Below are 18,473 nucleotides of genomic sequence, written 5' to 3' on the forward strand. Positions count from 1 at the left end.
ATACTTTAATTAGTTATTAAAGCATTATTAAAATAAATAACATAAACTTAGATAAATATTCATTTATATAATAATTTTATAATTGAATAATCATAGTATTTTTAGTAGTTCGTATTAATTTCATTACGTGATGGCCATGGCTTTTGTAGGCGAAAATGAAGATTTGGGTGGAAAATTAAGTTTAATATCCACTAAATCTGGAGGAAATATTTTAGAAAATAAAAATATTTCTAAAAATATTTCTAAATCGGAAGGCAATGATTTAATTTTAAGACTGGCTGCACGAGGCACTCCCTTAATTGAGTTAGGTAAGGGATACCCTAAAGTCATGATCGTTTCAGGAGTGCATGGTAATGAGCTCCCTCCACAAATAGCTGCTTTAAATTTACTTGAAAAAATCCAGCATTGTAAATTGAGGGGAACGGTGTATATGATACCTTTTGCTGCGCCGGGTGCGACTATGAAGAATAGCAGATGGTTTAATGGATTAGATTTGAATAGATCGTCTTCAAGTAAAGGATCTATTACTAATAACATAGTTCAATTAATTCAAATGTTGAATGTTGATGCTGTTGCGGATTTCCATTCAACTAAACTCTGCAGTAATCCTGGAAAAGAAAGCGTATTTTGTTCAAAAAATCCATGCCCTCAAAGCCATGAAATGGGTATTTATATCACGGAAAACACATCTTCTGAGTTAATATGCTATTCTACTGCTGGCTCTATGTATAATGGTGCCCTGGAAGATGAATGTAATATAAAAGGCATTCCGGCTATCACTTGTGAAGTAGTATCAGAAAATGGTGAAGTAACAGTAGGTAGTCCAGAAAGATCCTATCTGCAGATGCAGTCTTATTTGGAACATTTTAAAATTTTAAGATGATTTTTAATGATAAAATTTATATTATGTATGGATACTAGTTTATGGTTGTACTATGATGGAAAGTGATTCAATGTCCTCCTACCGTAAACATGTTATCTTTGCAATTATACTAACCCTGCCTTTTTTCCCAAATGTATTCTCTTTAGCATTAAGTGTTCTTGGAGCGTCATTTCCTGATTTTGACCATAAAGTGAAAAAGAAGAACATATCCATATTATTTTTAACTGGATTAATAATTTCCTTAGTATTTTATTTATTGAAAATGCCATATTTGATTGGTCTAATTTTAATTGATCTTGCTTTGATTTTTTATTTATCAAAACATCGAGGATTTACTCACTCTTTTTTAGGAATATCTATTTTATCCACGTGTTTAACTGTTTTAATAGTTTTCGCTTATTTCTTTTTAGATGCGTTTGGTCTCTCTGGGCAAGGTATACTAGCAGTTATAGTGATTCTATTAGCTGCACTAGCAGTAAATAAAAGATTAATTCTATGGTTTATTTTTTTATCAGTATTAGGTATATTTTTAACTCCGTTTCCGGGATTGAGTCTTTACAATGTAATGTGTCCCATTTTCCTTGGCTTTTTAAGTCACGTGATTTTAGATTCTTATACTCCTCAGGGTGTGGAGTTTTTACGCCCCATATCCTCAAAAAGATTCAAAAAATCATTTGGTATCCTTTTAATAGTAATATGGGCTTTATGTGCTGCTTATTATCTATTCAATGTTTTTTCATAATTTCAAATCAATAAAATATGGCCTATTTAAGATAAAACAGAAAGATTAGTTTACACTAGTATTAAGGCAATTAATTTAAATTAAAAAATCAATAATTCTTTCTGGTGATAGTATGGAACTTTCATGGATTGGATTAGTACTTATTGTGTTTGCCTGGGCTGTTCAGATATACTTCATGTCAAATAATAAAAAAGAGATACATCCACTATTCGCTGTTTTCCAAATTTCGGGTATTCTTTTACTGGTAATTAATAGTCTAAGCTCTGATTTGATTATAGCGTTACTAAATCTTTTAACCTTGATTGGGGCGGGGATTGTTCTTTTTTTAAGTTTGAAGAAATAATGGGGACTAAGATGGGATTAATTGGCAGAATTTTTCAACAGGACATGCGCTGCATTTTCATTTCTAAATATTACTTTTCAAATTAATTATGGCTACAGTACAAAAATTATTTAGTTATCTTTATATATGTCATGTTTTATAATGATGAATTGTAAATTTATCATGAAATATTACTAAACCCTTTGTAATCATAGGTTAGTTATTAAAGGTTATATTGGTTTAGAATTATATTCTCATCCGGATAGACTATTATATATAAAAAGAGGAGTTATCTCGCATGTTTATCACAAGGATTTTCTATGGTATCGCTTATTTCATTGTTTTAATCTATGAAATATTAAAAGCAGAACTGGATGTTGCTGTAAGAACTGTCAATGGTAATGTAAAGCCGGTTGTTGTGGAAATTGAAACAGTACTTGAGAGGCCAATATCACAAACAATCCTGGCCAACAGTATTACTCTTACTCCAGGAACTCTTTCCATTGATTTAGATTCTGAAAACAAAATACTAAAAGTAGCTACAATAGTATCAAGAGACAAGGATGATATTATTCCATTTGAACCATATATCAAGGGTATGCTGGAATAAACTCAAAAATATTTCAAGAATTCGGAATTTTAAAAAAATAATAATCGACATTTTCATAATTTCATATCAGAATAAAGTTTATCAATTAAAATTGGATTGCTGGGAACGGGATGTAAATGGACATATTGTTAATTTCGGAATATATTTTTCTAGCTTCACTGGCCATTTTTTCACTGGCTTCGGTAAGAATAGCTACCAGAAGAACTATAGGTATGGGTTTGGTAGGTATTTCTGGATTAAGTATAGCTGTGGCCACTATTTTAATATTAGTACAAAATATTTATGGCATTGCTTTTTGTAAGGATATCGCTACTGCTTTAATAATATTGGGTCCAGTAGGCACTATTGCATTTGCCAGAGTTTTGAGGGGTTGATAGTGTGTGGGACATGATTACCATTATTAAATCTGTTGTTTTAATCATCACATCAATTTTAGTGCTTTTATCAGCTATAGGTATATTGAGATTCAAAGATGATGTTGACAGAGTGCTCTACGCCAGGATACATATATTGGGGGTGGCTGATATAGCATGTATCATAGCTCTCCTTGCCCTGGAAACGCCTCTTTTAGCAGTTTTATACTTCATATTGGCTCCATTTGCTGCGCATGCTATTGCGAATGCTTACTTTTATGGGGAGGAAAACCATGATTGAATACATATTGATGATAATTGCTGTTTTAGGGGCATTGTTGGCCATGATGCAACGTGATCTTCTAAAAGCAGCTATATTAACTGGAATACCTGGTGCTGCAATTGCTTTCCTTTATCAATATTTACTAGCTCCTGATGTAGCTCTTACTCAAGCTATAGTTGGTTCTGCTATAATACCTGTATTCTTTGCCTTAGCAGTTTACAAAACCAGGAGAATGGAGGAATAAAATGATTATCGACGTTCAACTCGCATCGTTTTTTACAGCCGCTGCACTAATAATACTTGGAATATTCGGTGCTCTGTTCCTGGATAATTTAATAAAAAAAATTATTGGTCTGGCCTTTATTGGAGATGGAGTAAACTTGTTTCTGGTAACTTTGGGTTATAAACCTGGAGGAATAGTTTACATTTATCTTCCAGGCATGGCTGCGGATTGGTTTTCGCAAAATGCGGCCTATCCATTACCTTACGCACTAGTACTTACCAGTATTGTTATTGGAGCCAGTACTTTAGCAGTAATGTTAGGAATAATAATTGTTCTTTATAAAAAACATGGCACAATCAGTGCCTCTAAAATACTGGAGGATTAAAGTGGGGATGATTATGATGCCGATTTTATATCTATATTCAATTCAACCTCTGAAAATATCCTCAGAGTATTCAATAAAAATCAATGAATTAGGGGAGGAGATAAAATGAACCCTCTTATTCCAATAATGGTTATAATGCCTATTGCGTGTGCGTTATTATTAAATTTACTTCATAAAAAGGATAGAACTGTTAAAATCTTGGCTTTAACAGTAGGTATAATATTGCCGATAATTCCTTTACTGGCAACTTACGGTATGCATTACTTTGGTGGTTATGCTCCCCTGGTAGATAGTCCTGCATTGTCTCAAGGACTCCCTAGCATAATTACATCTACTGCGCTGAATTTGTTCCATCCTGCTATTACTTATTCATTTGCCACTGCTCAAAAAGTATTTATCTTTATACTGGGTTTAATTGCATTCTTTGCGATTTTCACATCATTAAGTGAAACCAGAAAACCATCTGGTGTTTACACATTCTTAATGTTTATGGGAACTGCTGCAATAACTGCGATATTGCTCTCTGATGACATATTCAATTTATATGTTTTCTTTGAAATAGCTGCATTGGCACAAGTGGGGATTATTCTCTGTTCTAATGTAGAGAAAAATTATGAAACTGCTTTAAAATACATGATTCTGGGGGGAATAGCTGCACCAATGCTTTTATTAGGCATAGCTATACTTTTGGGAATCACTGGAAACGTAAATATTACGGATATAGTATTCTCTATAAAATCAGGCTTAGTTGACCCAAACAATCCATTACTACTCTTTGCCTGTGGCTTGATCTTATTTGGCTGGTTATATGGGTCTGGCCTTCCACCGTTCCACACCATAAAATCCGCAGTTTACAGTAAAGCTTTACCTCATGGGGCTGCATTATTACAAGCATTCTCAGTATTCACTTTTGTAGCTTTGGGGATAATCATAATAAGAGTATTTTATTACCTACCTCTGACAAAATGGGCTGTAGTGTTCTTTTCGCTAATGGCTATGATTCTGGGAATTACCATGGCTTTGATGCAGACTGATTTCAAACGAATTATAGGGTATCTAGCTGTAGGTGAGTTGGGATATATTGGTCTGGGCTTGGGATTAGGAACGGCGTTTGGAATTACAGCGGGACTTTTCCAGGCAGTTAATGAAGCAATAATCACGGCTTTTCTATTTATAGGTTTTGGAACGGTGTTATATAAAACTGGGACCAGTGATACTTCTAAACTAGGGGGATTACTGGCTGATAATCCATGGGTAGCTGGTCTGGTGCTTCTGGCTGGTTTTGCTATGGCGGGAGTTCCTCCATTCAATGCTTTCCAAAGTAAACTACAATTGGTTCAAGCGTCAATAAGTGCAGGAATACCTGAACTGGGTATAATAATGGTCTTACTGAGCATAGTAACTTTCATGACATTTGTAAAGGCATTTTATACCATTTATCTACGACCAAGACCTGCTGCACTTGAAATAAAAAATGAAAAAATACCAAAAGCCACTATAATTTCTCTAGTTGCGCTTTTAGTGATTTGTGTGGTTTTAGGTTTATTCCCTCAATTAGCTACTGGATTCATAAGCCCCTTAGCTCAGGGGTTGATATAGTGAGGTTTAAAGATAAAAAAATATTTAATTTGAGCATATCTCAATTAAATAATTTTGAACTTATAAAAATAGGATTAAAAAAAATCCGGGATTGCTCATAGGTGGATTATATGAGTTTATATGATCTAATATTCAAAAAGGTGCACGAAATTCAGGAAAAGGCCAAAGAACAAGAACCGGTTACAAATATATCTGCTTCATCTACATTGGCTGCTGAAATAACGTTAATATCATCTCTACTTATTGCAGCAGTGATGCTGCGTAAAATTAATGATATTTTAATGGTAATTGTAGTTCTAGCTTTAGGATTTGCTTTAGTAATGGCCATGCCTATCATGCCTAGACTTAGAATGGAACAAAGAGATTCTTTCCATAACATGGTTTTTTACGTCATACTAACGTTAGGTATCCTTATATCATTATTCTACTGGGGGACTAGCAGTGTCTGAAAGTATTAGAAATTTAATAGCCACCATATCCTTAGGTTTGTTTGGGGTAACTTTAGTTGATGCTATAATTGGCCTGGATAAAGCTATTAATCCCGGCATAAGTTTAGTGTATAATTGGGTTGGAACTAATATTGCACCGAACATGGTTACTGTAGTAATTTTTGATTGGCGGGCTTTTGATACTTTAGGGGAAGCTTTAATCCTTGTCACCGCTGTGGTAATCACATTATTGGTATTTGGTAGAGGCAAAGTAGAACTTGGAGGTAAATAAATGAGCACAATACTCAAAATCTTCGTATTTCCTGCAGCAATGCTCATAATGTGTTTGGGTATCTTAACCATATTGGGTGGACACATAACTCCTGGAGGGGGTTTTCAAGGGGGCGCGATGATTGCCGGTGCATTTATTTTTTGTGCAGTAGTTTACGGCCTAAAAGAAAACCCATTCGACTTTTCGCATGATTTCATGGCAGCTATGGAAAGTACAGGTGCTTTAATTTATGTATCTCTAGGAATCGCCGGGTTATTATTCTCTGGTTTTTATCTTTATAATCTGGGAGTAGACCTTTATCACATTGTTCCAACATTTATCCAAAACTTATTTGACTATCCAGACCCCATTCATGCTGGAATTATTCCTTATCTCAATATTGTAGTTGGTTTAAAAGTATTGGTGGGTTTAAGTGCGGTGGTTATAGCATTTATGCAAGTAAAAGATATTGATGATGAGCAAATTGATTTAAAAGATGAGGATGCAGAAGGGAAATGATGGGCATCTATCATAAGTGAGGAGATTTAAAATGTTATATATTGGTCCAACATTATTCGGATTCTTACTAGGATTCATATTAGGGAGCAGAATCAAAAACAATTTTGATAGCGAAATACACTTCCCATTATCATCTTATATTGTTGTGATAATTGCGGCATTATTAATGGCCTGGCAACTGGGACCTTTGCCTTATTACACTGATACTCCAATAGCCTCTGGATTCATGGCAGCTATTGTTGGTTTTTTGGCAGGTAAGGTAACTTTGGGTCGTAGATTAGCCAGCTAGTGCTCATAGTTATTAAAAATCTAAAAAGATAATCAAAGAATTGCAGTTTATTCAATTCAAAATCAAATTCGGAACTGGAAGGTAATAATCATGTTCTTATCAACAAAAAAATGTGACGGGCGAGGTGAATGTATAAAAGAGTGCCCTACTGATGCTATTCGGTTAATAGATGGCAAAGCCTTTAGTTGCATCACCTGTGGTGCTTGTGCTGATGCTTGCCCCAACAGGGCCATATTCAAGAATAGGTATGGTGGATACGTTGTCGACAGGGCCAAATGTAATGCTTGTGGTGTATGCGAATTCACCTGTCCAGTAAACAGTATAAAAATTGAAGACGGAATAGTGAAAGGTATTTGTGCAAGATGTGGTATATGTGTAGATTCATGCCCACTAGGTGCAAGAATAGATGCTTTCGACATAATAGAGGATCGTCAGCTGCAATTTTTGGAATCGTTAAATCTGGCTATCCAAACCCCTAAAAAAAGTTCACCAGAAGCAAAAGAAGTTCAACGGACCAATGTGGTAACTGACACGGATAAATGTACACTTTGCCGACGATGTGAATATTACTGCCCAACTGAAGCTATAATAGTTAACCTTGATCAAAAAGGCATCTGTAGTGAATGCCGTATTTGTGAGGATGTTTGCCCTGCTGATGCTATAAAGGATACAACCATTGATCCGGAAAAATGCACTTTATGTTTGAAATGCTTCAGAGAATGTCCAAATGATGCCATTCATATGGAAGATTTTGAACTAAAAATAAGAAAGCCTCAAGAAGGAGAAGAAATATCTGGAACTATTATTTCATGTTTAAATTGTGGCTTATGCGTTGATGCATGTCAAAATGATGCTTTAAGGATAGTTGATGGCAAAATAAGATGTGATCCTGCAATATGTGTTGAATGTGAATCGCCTAGCTGTCTGGAAGTATGTCCTGTGGGGACCTTAAGGTCGGCTGATGAATCCGGTATTGGCCTTAAAGGATACTGTGTATCTTGTGGGCGTTGTATTAAGGCTTGTGATGTAAATGAGGCACGCAGCTTTAAGAAAGTTAAATGGGATGGCAGTGTCAGCGAGGAATGTATATCTTGTGGTATCTGCTCAGAAATCTGCCCAAAAGAAGCTATAACTCTTAAAAGAGGCACAATAAATGTTGATATGGAAAAATGTATTCTCTGTGAGAAATGTGCTATTCACTGTCCGGTAGATGCTATACCCAAAACTACCCTGCGAAAGAAGTCCATTAAGGATGGGTTTACCTTAATTGATAATAAACTATGTATGGACTGTAAATTGTGTGAGAAAATATGTCCAGAAGAAGCTATTTCTGAGACAGAAGACGGTAGAATGTGGGTTGATGAAAATAAATGTATATACTGTGGTGCATGTTCTAATGCATGCCCTGCAAGAGCAATAATCTTTGAAAGAGAGTTTGAGCTTTCTAAATAATTAATTAAACCTTATGAAAAATAGGGGCCTTGAGGTATTAAAGATGAAAAATTTAATTAGAGTGGTGCTGGAAGGGGCATACAGTAATTTTAAGAGGATAGTTTTTGCCTCAGACAGGGTCACAGATATGGAGTTAAGGAGCCGTATCTTAGAGGGTAGGGTTCAACCTACTGATAAAGTGGCGGAAGTTTCTTGTATTGGTTGTGGTGGATGCTCTAATGCATGTCCTACTGAGGCTGTGGAAATGAAAGATCTGGATGAACCAGTAGAACTCATGGATGGGCTAGTTAAAAGTCAATTACCTGTTTTAAATAGTGAAAAATGTGTGCACTGTTATTATTGCCATGATTTCTGTCCCATGTATGCTCTTTTTGGAGAGGCAGGAACCATACATCCTAATGATGTGGGGGTAGTGGATTCAGATGTAAAAGACATGCTGGAAAAGCCGGTTAAAATTTCTGATGATAAATTGGCATTTATTTCTCAATTCTTATCTGATAAAACAATAATTAAGAAAAAACAAGACATTAAACTTGCTAAATTAGGTAAATCATTAAAATAAATTGTATTTAATTTAATTAAGCGAATTAAATTAATAAAACTAACAAATAAAAATATAAAAGAGGGATCAAATGAGCATCAAATCTTATTCAAGGGCTAGAGCTGTGCATGTGATGCTGGTTTATACTGGAGGATGCAATGGGTGTGATATAGAAATTGTAAATTCTATATTCTCTCCTAAATATGATGCTGAACAATATAAAATATTCTTAACATGGAATCCAAGGGAAGCAGACGTTCTGGTAGTCACAGGACCAGTTACTAAACATAATGAAAAACCATTAAAGGAGATATATGATGCTATTCCTGAACCAAAGGCAGTTATTGCCGCTGGGGCATGTGCTTTGATGGGTGGTGTTTATAAGAACATTCATGGAGATATTCCATCAGAAGAAATTGCAGGGCCAGTTGATAAAGTAATACCTGTTGCTGCAAAAGTTCCGGGATGTGCTGTACGTCCTGAAGATGTTTTAGCAGGTGCAGTAGCAGCATTGCCACTTCTTTTGGAAGCCAAATAATAATTTAATATAACAATTTAAACATGAATAAAATGGTATTTTAAGTGTTAAAATTATCTTAAACACCCATAACTTATTTAAGGTGCTTATAATGGATGAAGATAAAAAATCAAACCGGCCCGGAGTTATAGAAACTGAAATTGCCATGGGGCCAGTACACTCTGCCGCAATAGAACCTTACCGAGTGAGGCTTTTTGTAGAAGATGAAATAGTTAGAGATGCAGAAATCACAATTGGTGTAAATCACAGAGGTATAGAACGTATAATGGAAGGACTTCCTGTTGAAAAGGCAAATAGTCTCACAGAAAAGATTTGTGGAATTTGCTCTAATGTGCATATTTGGAATTCAGTTCTTGTAGCTGAAAAAGGACTTGGAATTGAAATTCCGGAAAGAGCAAGTTATATCCGCATTATTATGGGGGAATTAGAACGATTACACAGTCATTTTCTCTATTTGGCTCATGGAAGTGAAGTTTTAGGTCACGAAACTTTTGCTATGAGGCTTTTCTATATAAGGGAGACAGTAATGGAACTTCTTCGAATGATTGGGGGAAACAGAGTCCAATACGGTGTATCTATTATAGGGGGAGTCAGACCTCGATGTGAGCTTAATGAAATGAGGATTCAGAAAATAGCCGAAGGTATGGATTATATTGAAGAAAAAGTAATGGAATTTGCAGATCGTTTTCTGGCAGATCCTATGGTTATGTCTCGTATCACGGGTGTATGTGCTATACCCAAAAAGGAGGCGCTTCGCTTAGCAGTTTCTGGCCCGACTTTACGTGCAACTGGGGTGGAAATAGATCTTAGAAGAGACATGAAAGAATATGATCCCTTTGAATTTGATGTGATTACTCAAGATGATGGTGATGTTAAATCAAACCTTCTTATGCGGGTTCTGGAGATACCGGAATCTATAAAAATTATTCGCCAGGCAATAAAAAACCTCCCACCGGGTCCTATAACTGATAGATCCTGGGAAATGCAAGACACTGATATTATCAAGAGTTATGTTGAAGCACCGCGTGGAAAACTGTACCATTCTTATCGACTAGAAGATGGTAGAGTTAGGGGATCCATTGTCAGAACACCATCTATGTCTAACATTGGTGCTATGCAATATGCTTGCATTGGAAATCATATTACTGATGCTCAGCTGGGTATTGTACAATGTGATCCGTGTTTTACTTGCACTGATAGGGCTATTCAAATAATAAAACTTTAAAAATTTAAAATTTTATGGATAAACATAATTTAATTCATTAAAAGAGATATGATATCATATTCATGGTTTAATAAGGAGATGAGGTCATGGAAGCTTCTACAATCATATATTCGACAGCAGCAGTCATTGGAACCATAATCGTGGCATTCATAGTCAGCGTTTGGCTTCCAGGGATTGAAAGAAAATTTGTACATGCGCGTATTCAACAGAGGATTGGGCCTCCTATCTCCAGTCCGGGGTTTATGGCTCCTTTGAAGTTTTTTTTCAAGGAAACCATAGTTCCTAATTCACCACTACCACGATTATATAATGCTCTTCCATTATTTGCATTAGCATCTATATTTTTTATACTGCTATTTCTAACGCCGCAAATGTATTTTTTAGGGGCTTTAACCAGTGTAATTGCTATTGTCGGCCTTTTAAAGGTAGAAGAAGTAATTTATGTATTTATGGGGTCTCTTTCAAGATCTGTAATGTCGATGGACATGCCATTTCCTGATGTTGTTAAGGGAGCTAAACATCAAGGATTATCTAGATCATTTTTAGAAGACTTAAGTTCTATGAGAGCATTCAGATTAATTGCATTTGGGTCATTCCCCCTATATTTGGCCATATTTGTTCCAGTAGCCATGGCAGGGAGTATTTTCTTAGGGGATATTGTTGCTTACCAGCAAACACACGGACCTGTACTTTTCTCTGTTGCAGGAATTATTGGGGCCATAGTGTTCTTCATAGGCTACATGATTCTTTTGAATGAATATCCTTTCGCGATTCTTAAAACAAAAGCAGATGTTATTGAAGGCCCTTATATGGAATATGCTGCAAAATACAGAGCTTATAACTATATAACTCGAGGATTCTTAATGTTCACATTAGGTGCTTTATTTTCAGTCTTATTCTTGGGAATACCTCCTAACATATTTAGCATAGGGATACTAGTCAATATTGCTGTTGCTTTAATATTCCCTATATTTATGGCAGTAATGAGTGCATTTTCACCTATATTTACTTATAAACAATTTTATCCTGTGGTGGCAGGTGTTTCTTTGTTAGGTATACTGGCTATAATTGCTGCATTCATATGATTATTATAAATTAAAAATTTATTTCAAGGTGATAGGATGAAATTTGTTGTTAGACCTCACCATATCATTAGTTTAGGTGGATATATTGTCGAAGTAGAATTTCCTTACCGAAATATTATCGTTGTGAATCCCACTCCAGAACCAATTAAAATAGAAATTCCGGTCTTTACAGAGGACTGGATCCAAGAACATCAAGATTTGGGTCTTGATATAACACCTGTTAAAGAAGAAGATAACTACTTGAGAATGTGGCGAAAGGAAAAGGCCCGATTAGAGCAAATTAAATCTAAAATTTTGGAAAATACAGAGCAATAGATTTTTAAAACATTCGTTGATTCAATGCCCAATTTTAAAAAACCCATGCGTAGAAGAGATAAATCAATAAATGAAATCTCTTCAGTATATTCCATTTTAAAAAATGCATTGGTGTTGAGATTAGGGTTATGTTATAATAGTATTCCTTACATAGTCCCTTTAAATTTTGTTTTTGATGAAAATATCAAACCCAATGGTTTAATTTATTCGCATTCGGCTTTAAATGGATTAAAAATTGATATAATTCGTGAAAATAAGAGCGTATGTTTTGAAGTAGAACAGGATGTGCAGATTATCGGTTCCCCTAATCCTTGCAATTGGGGCATGAAATACAAATCAGTAATTGGGCATGGCAAAGCATACTTTGAAGATAACAAAGAAATCAAAATTAATGTTCTTAATCAATTAATGGAGAAATATTCTGGTGAAACTTCAAATTATATCTATAATGACGATGCCCTGGATTCTATTTGTATTATAAAAGTTAATATTGGTTCTCTCACAGGCAAAAAATCAGGATAAAATTTTAATCAAAGAACATATATACTTTTTTTGATATTGGTTAATTTAATAACAGGATTCTATTTGATTAAAGATTTATTATTGGAGTTGATATATAATTAATATATATCAATATTATTCATTTAATTTGTTAACTAATATTTTAAAGATATTGAAGTGATTTCATGGGCAAAATAGCTATATCAATAAAGACTGTGGAGCGACCTGGAGTTTTAAGCCATATAACTGAGATGATAGCTAAAAAAGACATAAATATAACTTATACTCATCTATTCGTTGAAAAAGATGGGTCCGGTTCCATATATTTGGAATTAGAAGAATGTGGTGATGTTGAAAAGTTATTAAATCAAATAAAAAAAGCTCAACCTGTAAAAGAAGTTATTTTACATAAATCTCTTGATGAAATTTATGGTAAGCGGATAATTATTATTGGGGGAGGGGCTCAAGTATCTCAAGTAGCTATGGGTGCAATTAGCGAAGCTGACCGACACAATATTCGCGGAGAAAGAATCAGTATTGATACCATTCCTTTAGTGGGGGAAATGGAACTTGCGGAGGCAGTTTCGGCCGTGGGGCGTCTTCCAAGAGTAGGGGCTCTTGTTTTAGCTGGATCTTTGATGGGTGGAAAAATTACAGAAGAAGTTGAGAAGATTAAAAAAGAACACGAAACAATAATCATCAGCCTCAGTATGCCTGGAAGTGTCACAGAAAAGGTAGATTTAATTATAACAGACCCTATACAAGCAGGAGTAATGGCTGTAATGGCTGTAGCCGACACTGCAATATTCGATATAAAAAAAGTTGGAAGAAAAAAATTTTAAAAGAACTATTAAATATTTAACTCATTTCAATAGCTCGAATAATTCTACTAGCTGCATTTTTTAGTTCGGGATCTTTGATATCTCCACTTTCCCTTACTTTTAGAGCTAATTGAAGTACTTTTGATACATCGGATGGTTTCAGATTTTCTGCCATTTCTAAATAGGTTTGAGGTAGATCATCTTCTATTTCAACTTTATTTTTTTCCATTAACTGCAGCATTACCTGGCAGGCACCCATCACACTTGAATCATCCATTGCTTCACATTTTTTCAGGAGTTCATCTTGGTTCATATTATCACCTATAAGGTAATAATTAATTATGCTTTCCTAATGATTTATATTTTAGCATATTTGCATATTTTTATTTGTGATTCATTAATAGATTAGAACTCTGTCTTTTAAAGACAAACAATTAGAATGTAATTAAAAATTAAATAGTTTTCCTTAAGAATTATATTCGCCATGACACAGTTCATAATACTTGCATTTTGAACATTTATTGATGTTAATCTCTATTTCAGGAACAGATCCATGATAAGCAATGTCCCTGATATCATCCAGCACACTAAACAATCCTTCTCGTAATTCGCTATCAATGGTTACTGGTCGTCGTTCCATTATATGAGTATATTCTATGAAACCAACTAAAACTTCTGTATCAAATTCTTGCTCAATTAGGATAGAATATGCTGCAATTTTCAAAGCATCAGAATCCCAAACCCCACGCAGTGGAGGGCTTGATAATTTAATCTCAACAGGATAATATTTTCCATCAACTATTTCAATTTTTTTTATATTTCCTGCAAGACTTAAACTGGGATCATATATGCTGTAACTTTGAATATGAGGTGGAAATAAAATCTCATTTAGTTCTGAACCATCTTTTTGAAGATTATTTGCAATTAATTTTATTTTATATGCTATAAACTGTGATTCGAAGACATATTTTTCGTACATTGATTTTTTTAGATGATTTAATTGGACTGATGGCTCTTCTTCAATGTTTAATATTTCTAAATTTTTTTCTATGACTTGATTAAGATCTTTTGAAAGAATATTTTCTATTTCTACTAAATCCATGCCTTTTTTTACGTACCATAAATTATTTTTTATTAATTCATTGAAATCTTGATGCAAATGCAACTTTATTAAAGATTTGTTCATACTTGTTTCATTCTCATCTAGATGATATCTATAATAAATTTTCAGTGGACAGAACAAATACTCCGATATATACGATACTTTTATTGTCATAAGACACCTCATATTATATTTTATTATTTTATTACTATTTTTTTAAAAAAAATAGGGTTTGACCCCTACAAAATTCGGATAAATAAACTGGGGCTCTGAACCACTTCTAACTGATTTATAATGGTAAGGGCTTGGCGGATGTTTTTTTCTGAAGCTTCATGTGTTACCATGTATATTGGTACTTTATCTCCGTTGCTGGTTTTCTTTTGGAGAACGGATTCAATACTAATATTAAAGTCATTTAAAATTCCTGAAACTGCTTGTAGAACTCCTGCTTGATCTAGAGCAGTTAATCGAATATAATATTTCGAGGTCACATCTTCAATATTCTTAATGGATTTAACCAGACTTTTCTGTGGCCCGTAAGGTACTCTTTTCAATGGATTGTTAATAATGTCTATGCAATCTCCTAAAACTGCGCTGGCGGTGGCTTCCATACCTGCGCCCTGCCCATACATCATGGCCGGACCAAGGAAATCCCCAACCAAGTACACTCCATTATAAACGTCATTTACAGAGGCTAATAAATGGGTTTTAGGTATTAATGTCGGATGTACTCTAACTTCTAATTCTCCATCAATGATTTGGGAAATTCCGAGGAGTTTGATAACGTAATGGTTGTCTTTAGCAAATTTGATGTCTTCAGACGTTATATGGGTAATTCCTTCTACATGGAATTTTTCTTGTTTTACGTAAGCCCCGAATCCTAAAATAGTTAAAATAATCAATTTTTGCGCTGTATCATGTCCTTCTATGTCAAATGTTGGGTCTTGTTCCGCATAACCTTTTATTTGAGCTTCTTTTAATACCTCTTCAAAATTTAGTCCTTCATTGCTCATTTTTGTTAGAATATAATTTGCAGTACCATTTATTATACCATAAATTGCTTCTATTTTGTTTGCAGCTAATGATTCATTTAAGGGTTGAAGCAGAGGAATACCTCCACCTACACTAGCTTCAAATGAAATTCTAACATTTTTTTTCTCAGCAGCAGACATTATTTCATTCCAGTGTTTTGCTAAAAGAGCTTTGTTAGCAGTAACAACATGTTTCCTATTTTCAATAGCTTTTAAAATAAATCCAAGTGCTGGTTCATATCCTCCAATTAATTCAATAACTATGTCTATACTTGGATCTTCTAAAATGTCGTTAACATCTGTAGATAGTTGTGATGGGTCAATTTTAACGCCCCGATCTGTAGTTATATCTAGATCTACAACTTTTTTTAGATTAACTTTTTTTCCAGTTTTTTTTTCTATTAAATCTGAGTTTTGATTGAATATTTCTACAACACCGGATCCTATAGTTCCAAAGCCAATAAGGCCGATGTTTATGGTACTTTTATCCATGTAAATTCTCCAAATATGGTTTTATGATAATATGATTATGACAATAAAGTTGTTAGTATTATGATATAAGAATATATTAATACTTTCGGATTGGTTATGTCCTGTATTCCATTTAATATAATATAACAATTGTTTATATTTTGCTATTTCTCAACCAATCATTTAGCTGTAATCTAATTTTTATAATAGTTCATTTTTATTTTTATAAGGGTGTTGTTGGGGATTTTTTTAGTTTTATAAACTCATTTAATGATTCTCTGGTTGTTCCTACCACCACTCTATAAGTTTCCTGGGAACCAATGACTTTTTCTAATTTCCCTCGAGATATTATTTTTTCACCTTCTAATGCTTGCCCCGAATAAGTATGGGTAAATGATGCAATTTCCTTGATTTCAACATGGGGACCGTCTATTATTTTAATGTCTTCCACTTCGTATGTCGCGGGGTTATCAAATGCAGCAAGAGCATTGGAAACTGTGCATTCTACAGTTATAAAACCCATAGGTTCATAGCGTGTATCTCCCCAAACTCCTTTAATTTCATTCCATTCTTTTGTAGCTAGGATATCAAAAAGAGTCCCTTTAACTATTCCTCTATTGTTTTTTCTTTTTTCATACCAGCAAAATTCATCAAGGCTCAATGTGGAATCCTTTATCCGTTTGTTATATACTTTTTCCCAGTATTCGTCGTCTATACTAAAAAAATTTCCATTTTTGTTATTATCTTTGAGTTTAGCAAAAGTTTGCATGGCTAAACGATGATTGGATAGTCCATAAACAACGAAATCAATATCTGAATTTTTTGGATCATAAAGACCCGGTAGAATTGATCCAGAAATCCCCATGCTATCATAGGGAATGCTTGCTTCTTCATGGAATGTGTCAGCCACTAAAATAACTTTTTGAAGCAAAGGATCTTCAGAATTTTCCTTTTTAAGTTCTTTTAATCTTTCATTAGGCTTTAAAATAGTTTTTATCTTATTTAAAGGTACTCCCATCATTTCCACTCGGGTATTATCGCATTCATATAAATAATGGGGATAATTTTCTTTAAGAAAATTGTAAGCCTGTTCTGAATCAACTTTGGAATATTTTTGACCGTTTATGGATCGTTCTCCTTCATCGTCAGGAATATAACGTAAGAAGGCCAGTATCCTGTCTTCAGGATGCAGGTATGATGTGGTGGCAAAAAACAAATCATCCTTGGTATATATGAAATCTCGGGGTCGGGCTCTCATAATTTATTAAGTGGTATATGATACTATTAAATATTATTAGATAATGGTGCTCTCAAATATAGGGGATAATCTGGCAGCCAAAAGAATTCACCCAAATGTATTTAGATAGAATATCAGGCTCTACAATAAAAAGACCTTGAAGATGAAATATTATTTGCTGTGGCTGTTTTTAATAAGCAGGTTAAGAATAATTAATGGTGTAAATAAAATTTATAAAGGTTATTGGGGATAGCATCTATTGGACGGGAGTTTTTTTATTGAAAGTATCTATTTCATCCAGGTAATTTCTGATAGGATGCTTCGACTATGGGGTGGATATTGAAAAATGACTTATAGCATTTAATAATATTAAATTGTGCGTTTTGAAGAGCCATAGTACTTTTAAAGACGTTTTGAATCCTTAAAATTGACTTAAAGACTATTAATCAAAATAGATTGATTCGGATTGGGATGTGTGGATATATTGAAGCTATATATCTGGATCAATCAATTCATAAATGGCACAATCAATCACTTCTATGGAATACTAAGATAAAGATGAAATTATTATTGAAATCGGAGTTGAACTATGAAAATTATTCATCAACATTTAAAGGAAACATCATGTTATGATGGCAGTCCCATACAACCTCTATGGGCCTTGGATAAATATGGTATAAAAGGTTCCAGTATTATCTCTTGGATGGGTCCTATGGAAATTAAAGCTGAAAATATTGTGGATGTTGAAGATGTAGGTTTAGAAATAAAATCAGATAATATGGCACATTTTATAGTGGAACACTTTGATTGTCAACCGGCGGATATAAGAATCTGCTATCACCGTCAGAGAATACTGGTAATGTTATTAAAAGAAGAACTTAGGTCTTTTGGCATTGAATGTAAAAGGCGGGGTGATGATTTATTTGTTAATTCTAAAAAACTCACAGTTTCTATAGCTACCATATCACCAACCAGCATGAAAATCCACTTGGGAATGAATATTACCAGCGAAGGTACTCCGGATGATGTAAAAACCATAGGTTTTTTTGAATGCAATGAATCACTTAACGAAAAAGACATAGTAAATCTGATAAATAATGTTTCAAAGAATTATATTGATGAAATAAATGATATTGAACAGGATATAACTAAAACAAGAAGTTTTTATTAAATTTATTTTATTTTATTTTTACTTGTTAAAGGGATTATTTATTCCTAATGTAATAAACTATAATATATAAATCTCA

At 34.0% G+C, this 18,473-nt stretch carries 26 protein-coding genes; 22 read left to right on the forward strand and 4 right to left on the reverse strand.

The features are described 5' to 3' along the window. Window positions 1-136 precede the first annotated feature (136 nt). The 21 genes from MXE27_RS05730 to MXE27_RS05830 all read left to right on the forward strand — a co-directional run bounded on the left by MXE27_RS05730 (window position 137) and on the right by MXE27_RS05830 (window position 13,406). On the forward strand, window positions 137-883 hold the full coding sequence (locus MXE27_RS05730; protein ID WP_248611444.1) for a M14 family metallopeptidase: 747 nt from the start codon (window positions 137-139) through the stop codon (window positions 881-883). A 52-nt stretch (window positions 884-935) separates the two neighbouring features. Beyond that, window positions 936-1,625, forward strand: a complete 690-nt coding sequence (locus MXE27_RS05735; RefSeq protein WP_248611445.1) for a metal-dependent hydrolase — start codon at window positions 936-938, stop codon at window positions 1,623-1,625. 112 nt (window positions 1,626-1,737) lie between these two features. After that, window positions 1,738-1,968, forward strand: coding sequence for a hypothetical protein (locus MXE27_RS05740; RefSeq protein WP_248611446.1), 231 nt, complete (start codon window positions 1,738-1,740; stop codon window positions 1,966-1,968). 277 nt (window positions 1,969-2,245) lie between these two features. Then, complete coding sequence (locus MXE27_RS05745) at window positions 2,246-2,557, forward strand: monovalent cation/H+ antiporter subunit E (RefSeq protein ID WP_248611447.1); 312 nt, start codon at window positions 2,246-2,248, stop codon at window positions 2,555-2,557. Between the two features lie 116 nt (window positions 2,558-2,673). Then, the gene (locus MXE27_RS05750) at window positions 2,674-2,931 is read left to right on the forward strand and encodes a monovalent cation/H+ antiporter complex subunit F (protein WP_248611448.1); all 258 of its coding nucleotides are present in this window, start codon (window positions 2,674-2,676) and stop codon (window positions 2,929-2,931) included. A gap of 13 nt (window positions 2,932-2,944) precedes the next feature. Beyond that, window positions 2,945-3,211, forward strand: a complete 267-nt coding sequence (locus MXE27_RS05755) for a monovalent cation/H(+) antiporter subunit G (RefSeq protein WP_282731043.1) — start codon at window positions 2,945-2,947, stop codon at window positions 3,209-3,211. After that, the gene (locus MXE27_RS05760; RefSeq protein WP_248611450.1) at window positions 3,204-3,437 is read left to right on the forward strand and encodes a DUF4040 domain-containing protein; all 234 of its coding nucleotides are present in this window, start codon (window positions 3,204-3,206) and stop codon (window positions 3,435-3,437) included. The genes MXE27_RS05755 and MXE27_RS05760 overlap by 8 nt, the downstream gene beginning before the upstream one ends. Window position 3,438: 1 nt before the next feature. Beyond that, entirely contained in the window at window positions 3,439-3,801 is a 363-nt protein-coding gene (locus tag MXE27_RS05765; RefSeq protein ID WP_248611451.1) for a cation:proton antiporter subunit C, read from the forward strand. 105 nt (window positions 3,802-3,906) lie between these two features. Beyond that, window positions 3,907-5,400, forward strand: a complete 1,494-nt coding sequence (gene ehbF / locus MXE27_RS05770; protein ID WP_248611452.1) for an energy conserving hydrogenase EhbF — start codon at window positions 3,907-3,909, stop codon at window positions 5,398-5,400. 110 nt (window positions 5,401-5,510) lie between these two features. Beyond that, window positions 5,511-5,849 (forward strand): energy-converting hydrogenase B subunit G, EhbG, encoded by a 339-nt coding sequence (locus tag MXE27_RS05775; RefSeq protein ID WP_248611453.1) that lies wholly within the window; start codon window positions 5,511-5,513, stop codon window positions 5,847-5,849. Continuing rightward, window positions 5,842-6,120 carry a Na(+)/H(+) antiporter subunit B gene (locus MXE27_RS05780; RefSeq protein WP_248611454.1) on the forward strand — a complete coding sequence of 93 codons (279 nt, stop codon included), beginning with the start codon at window positions 5,842-5,844 and terminating at the stop codon, window positions 6,118-6,120. The genes MXE27_RS05775 and MXE27_RS05780 overlap by 8 nt, the downstream gene beginning before the upstream one ends. Next, a complete protein-coding gene (locus MXE27_RS05785; protein ID WP_248611455.1) occupies window positions 6,121-6,618 on the forward strand; it encodes an MnhB domain-containing protein in 498 nt (165 codons plus the stop codon). It abuts the gene before it with no gap. 31 nt (window positions 6,619-6,649) lie between these two features. Beyond that, on the forward strand, window positions 6,650-6,907 hold the full coding sequence (locus MXE27_RS05790) for an energy-converting hydrogenase B subunit J (protein WP_248611456.1): 258 nt from the start codon (window positions 6,650-6,652) through the stop codon (window positions 6,905-6,907). 90 nt (window positions 6,908-6,997) lie between these two features. Continuing rightward, entirely contained in the window at window positions 6,998-8,359 is a 1,362-nt protein-coding gene (locus tag MXE27_RS05795; protein WP_248611457.1) for a 4Fe-4S binding protein, read from the forward strand. A gap of 43 nt (window positions 8,360-8,402) precedes the next feature. After that, the gene (locus MXE27_RS05800; RefSeq protein WP_248611458.1) at window positions 8,403-8,921 is read left to right on the forward strand and encodes a 4Fe-4S binding protein; all 519 of its coding nucleotides are present in this window, start codon (window positions 8,403-8,405) and stop codon (window positions 8,919-8,921) included. A gap of 70 nt (window positions 8,922-8,991) precedes the next feature. Continuing rightward, window positions 8,992-9,438, forward strand: coding sequence for an NADH-quinone oxidoreductase subunit B family protein (locus tag MXE27_RS05805; RefSeq protein ID WP_248611459.1), 447 nt, complete (start codon window positions 8,992-8,994; stop codon window positions 9,436-9,438). A gap of 91 nt (window positions 9,439-9,529) precedes the next feature. After that, window positions 9,530-10,663 carry a hydrogenase large subunit gene (locus MXE27_RS05810; protein ID WP_248611460.1) on the forward strand — a complete coding sequence of 378 codons (1,134 nt, stop codon included), beginning with the start codon at window positions 9,530-9,532 and terminating at the stop codon, window positions 10,661-10,663. 86 nt (window positions 10,664-10,749) lie between these two features. Then, window positions 10,750-11,748 (forward strand): respiratory chain complex I subunit 1 family protein, encoded by a 999-nt coding sequence (locus MXE27_RS05815; RefSeq protein WP_248611461.1) that lies wholly within the window; start codon window positions 10,750-10,752, stop codon window positions 11,746-11,748. Window positions 11,749-11,784: 36 nt separating this feature from the next. Next, window positions 11,785-12,063: an energy-converting hydrogenase B subunit P gene (locus MXE27_RS05820; protein WP_248611462.1), complete on the forward strand. Its 279-nt coding sequence runs from the start codon at window positions 11,785-11,787 to the stop codon at window positions 12,061-12,063. Between the two features lie 24 nt (window positions 12,064-12,087). Beyond that, the gene (locus MXE27_RS05825) at window positions 12,088-12,585 is read left to right on the forward strand and encodes a pyridoxamine 5'-phosphate oxidase family protein (protein WP_248611463.1); all 498 of its coding nucleotides are present in this window, start codon (window positions 12,088-12,090) and stop codon (window positions 12,583-12,585) included. A 164-nt stretch (window positions 12,586-12,749) separates the two neighbouring features. Continuing rightward, window positions 12,750-13,406: a DUF5612 domain-containing protein gene (locus MXE27_RS05830; RefSeq protein WP_248611464.1), complete on the forward strand. Its 657-nt coding sequence runs from the start codon at window positions 12,750-12,752 to the stop codon at window positions 13,404-13,406. A gap of 16 nt (window positions 13,407-13,422) precedes the next feature. On the opposite strand, the gene MXE27_RS05835 is transcribed toward MXE27_RS05830, so the two are convergent. The 4 genes from MXE27_RS05835 to MXE27_RS05850 all read right to left on the reverse strand — a co-directional run bounded on the left by MXE27_RS05835 (window position 13,423) and on the right by MXE27_RS05850 (window position 17,247). Beyond that, a complete protein-coding gene (locus tag MXE27_RS05835; protein ID WP_248611465.1) occupies window positions 13,423-13,698 on the reverse strand; it encodes a hypothetical protein in 276 nt (91 codons plus the stop codon). 153 nt (window positions 13,699-13,851) lie between these two features. Then, a complete protein-coding gene (locus tag MXE27_RS05840) occupies window positions 13,852-14,661 on the reverse strand; it encodes a CRISPR-associated protein Cas4 (protein ID WP_248611466.1) in 810 nt (269 codons plus the stop codon). Between the two features lie 65 nt (window positions 14,662-14,726). Next, a complete protein-coding gene (locus MXE27_RS05845) occupies window positions 14,727-16,010 on the reverse strand; it encodes a homoserine dehydrogenase (protein WP_248611467.1) in 1,284 nt (427 codons plus the stop codon). A gap of 202 nt (window positions 16,011-16,212) precedes the next feature. After that, the gene (locus MXE27_RS05850; protein WP_282730993.1) at window positions 16,213-17,247 is read right to left on the reverse strand and encodes a DNA polymerase subunit beta; all 1,035 of its coding nucleotides are present in this window, start codon (window positions 17,245-17,247) and stop codon (window positions 16,213-16,215) included. A 568-nt stretch (window positions 17,248-17,815) separates the two neighbouring features. Here MXE27_RS05850 and MXE27_RS05855 point away from each other — a divergent pair. After that, window positions 17,816-18,397 carry a DUF366 family protein gene (locus MXE27_RS05855; protein WP_248611468.1) on the forward strand — a complete coding sequence of 194 codons (582 nt, stop codon included), beginning with the start codon at window positions 17,816-17,818 and terminating at the stop codon, window positions 18,395-18,397. The last annotated feature ends 76 nt before the right edge of the window (window positions 18,398-18,473 follow it).

Source organism: Methanobacterium alcaliphilum, assembly GCF_023227715.1.
Lineage (GTDB): Archaea > Methanobacteriota > Methanobacteria > Methanobacteriales > Methanobacteriaceae > Methanobacterium_E > Methanobacterium_E alcaliphilum.

What these genes read in the sequence shown, in the direction of transcription:
- MXE27_RS05730 (WP_248611444.1), top strand. Translation starts at nt 137, where the DNA reads ATGGCTTTTGTAGGCGAAAATGAAGATTTGGGTGGAAAATTAAGTTTA.
- MXE27_RS05735 (WP_248611445.1), top strand. Translation starts at nt 936, where the DNA reads ATGATGGAAAGTGATTCAATGTCCTCCTACCGTAAACATGTTATCTTT.
- MXE27_RS05740 (WP_248611446.1), top strand. Translation starts at nt 1,738, where the DNA reads ATGGAACTTTCATGGATTGGATTAGTACTTATTGTGTTTGCCTGGGCT.
- MXE27_RS05745 (WP_248611447.1), top strand. Translation starts at nt 2,246, where the DNA reads ATGTTTATCACAAGGATTTTCTATGGTATCGCTTATTTCATTGTTTTA.
- MXE27_RS05750 (WP_248611448.1), top strand. Translation starts at nt 2,674, where the DNA reads ATGGACATATTGTTAATTTCGGAATATATTTTTCTAGCTTCACTGGCC.
- MXE27_RS05755 (WP_282731043.1), top strand. Translation starts at nt 2,945, where the DNA reads ATGATTACCATTATTAAATCTGTTGTTTTAATCATCACATCAATTTTA.
- MXE27_RS05760 (WP_248611450.1), top strand. Translation starts at nt 3,204, where the DNA reads ATGATTGAATACATATTGATGATAATTGCTGTTTTAGGGGCATTGTTG.
- MXE27_RS05765 (WP_248611451.1), top strand. Translation starts at nt 3,439, where the DNA reads ATGATTATCGACGTTCAACTCGCATCGTTTTTTACAGCCGCTGCACTA.
- ehbF (WP_248611452.1), top strand. Translation starts at nt 3,907, where the DNA reads ATGAACCCTCTTATTCCAATAATGGTTATAATGCCTATTGCGTGTGCG.
- MXE27_RS05775 (WP_248611453.1), top strand. Translation starts at nt 5,511, where the DNA reads ATGAGTTTATATGATCTAATATTCAAAAAGGTGCACGAAATTCAGGAA.
- MXE27_RS05785 (WP_248611455.1), top strand. Translation starts at nt 6,121, where the DNA reads ATGAGCACAATACTCAAAATCTTCGTATTTCCTGCAGCAATGCTCATA.
- MXE27_RS05790 (WP_248611456.1), top strand. Translation starts at nt 6,650, where the DNA reads ATGTTATATATTGGTCCAACATTATTCGGATTCTTACTAGGATTCATA.
- MXE27_RS05795 (WP_248611457.1), top strand. Translation starts at nt 6,998, where the DNA reads ATGTTCTTATCAACAAAAAAATGTGACGGGCGAGGTGAATGTATAAAA.
- MXE27_RS05800 (WP_248611458.1), top strand. Translation starts at nt 8,403, where the DNA reads ATGAAAAATTTAATTAGAGTGGTGCTGGAAGGGGCATACAGTAATTTT.
- MXE27_RS05805 (WP_248611459.1), top strand. Translation starts at nt 8,992, where the DNA reads ATGAGCATCAAATCTTATTCAAGGGCTAGAGCTGTGCATGTGATGCTG.
- MXE27_RS05810 (WP_248611460.1), top strand. Translation starts at nt 9,530, where the DNA reads ATGGATGAAGATAAAAAATCAAACCGGCCCGGAGTTATAGAAACTGAA.
- MXE27_RS05815 (WP_248611461.1), top strand. Translation starts at nt 10,750, where the DNA reads ATGGAAGCTTCTACAATCATATATTCGACAGCAGCAGTCATTGGAACC.
- MXE27_RS05820 (WP_248611462.1), top strand. Translation starts at nt 11,785, where the DNA reads ATGAAATTTGTTGTTAGACCTCACCATATCATTAGTTTAGGTGGATAT.
- MXE27_RS05825 (WP_248611463.1), top strand. Translation starts at nt 12,088, where the DNA reads ATGCCCAATTTTAAAAAACCCATGCGTAGAAGAGATAAATCAATAAAT.
- MXE27_RS05830 (WP_248611464.1), top strand. Translation starts at nt 12,750, where the DNA reads ATGGGCAAAATAGCTATATCAATAAAGACTGTGGAGCGACCTGGAGTT.
- MXE27_RS05835 (WP_248611465.1), bottom strand. Translation starts at nt 13,698, where the DNA reads ATGAACCAAGATGAACTCCTGAAAAAATGTGAAGCAATGGATGATTCA.
- MXE27_RS05840 (WP_248611466.1), bottom strand. Translation starts at nt 14,661, where the DNA reads ATGACAATAAAAGTATCGTATATATCGGAGTATTTGTTCTGTCCACTG.
- MXE27_RS05845 (WP_248611467.1), bottom strand. Translation starts at nt 16,010, where the DNA reads ATGGATAAAAGTACCATAAACATCGGCCTTATTGGCTTTGGAACTATA.
- MXE27_RS05850 (WP_282730993.1), bottom strand. Translation starts at nt 17,247, where the DNA reads ATGAGAGCCCGACCCCGAGATTTCATATATACCAAGGATGATTTGTTT.
- MXE27_RS05855 (WP_248611468.1), top strand. Translation starts at nt 17,816, where the DNA reads ATGAAAATTATTCATCAACATTTAAAGGAAACATCATGTTATGATGGC.